The organism is Parachlamydia acanthamoebae, from assembly GCF_000875975.1.
GTDB classification, from domain to species: Bacteria; Chlamydiota; Chlamydiia; order Chlamydiales; family Parachlamydiaceae; genus Parachlamydia; species Parachlamydia acanthamoebae.
Map to the genome: position 1 here is coordinate 1 of NZ_BAWW01000067.1, position 204 is coordinate 204.

The following is a 204-nucleotide window of genomic DNA, read 5'->3' on the forward strand; positions in this document are numbered from 1 at the left end:
GATGTGATCGCCTCATTGAAGAAACGTTGGGCAATGGTCTGCAGATGAAATATGTATACGACCGACAAGGACGCGTTCATTCCAGTACACTTCCTGATGGTAGCCACGTCGTGTACGGCTACAACGCGGTAGATCTAACAGAAGTTAAACGAATCAACCTTTCAGGAGAACAGCTTTATTCCCAAACTTACCGCTATGACCAAG

At 46.1% G+C, this 204-nt stretch carries 1 protein-coding gene; it reads left to right on the forward strand.

The annotated features are described in order from the left end of the window. Window positions 1-204, forward strand: a 204-nt coding sequence (locus AOM43_RS12855) for an RHS repeat protein (RefSeq protein WP_152618872.1), incomplete at both ends; no start/stop codon positions are given.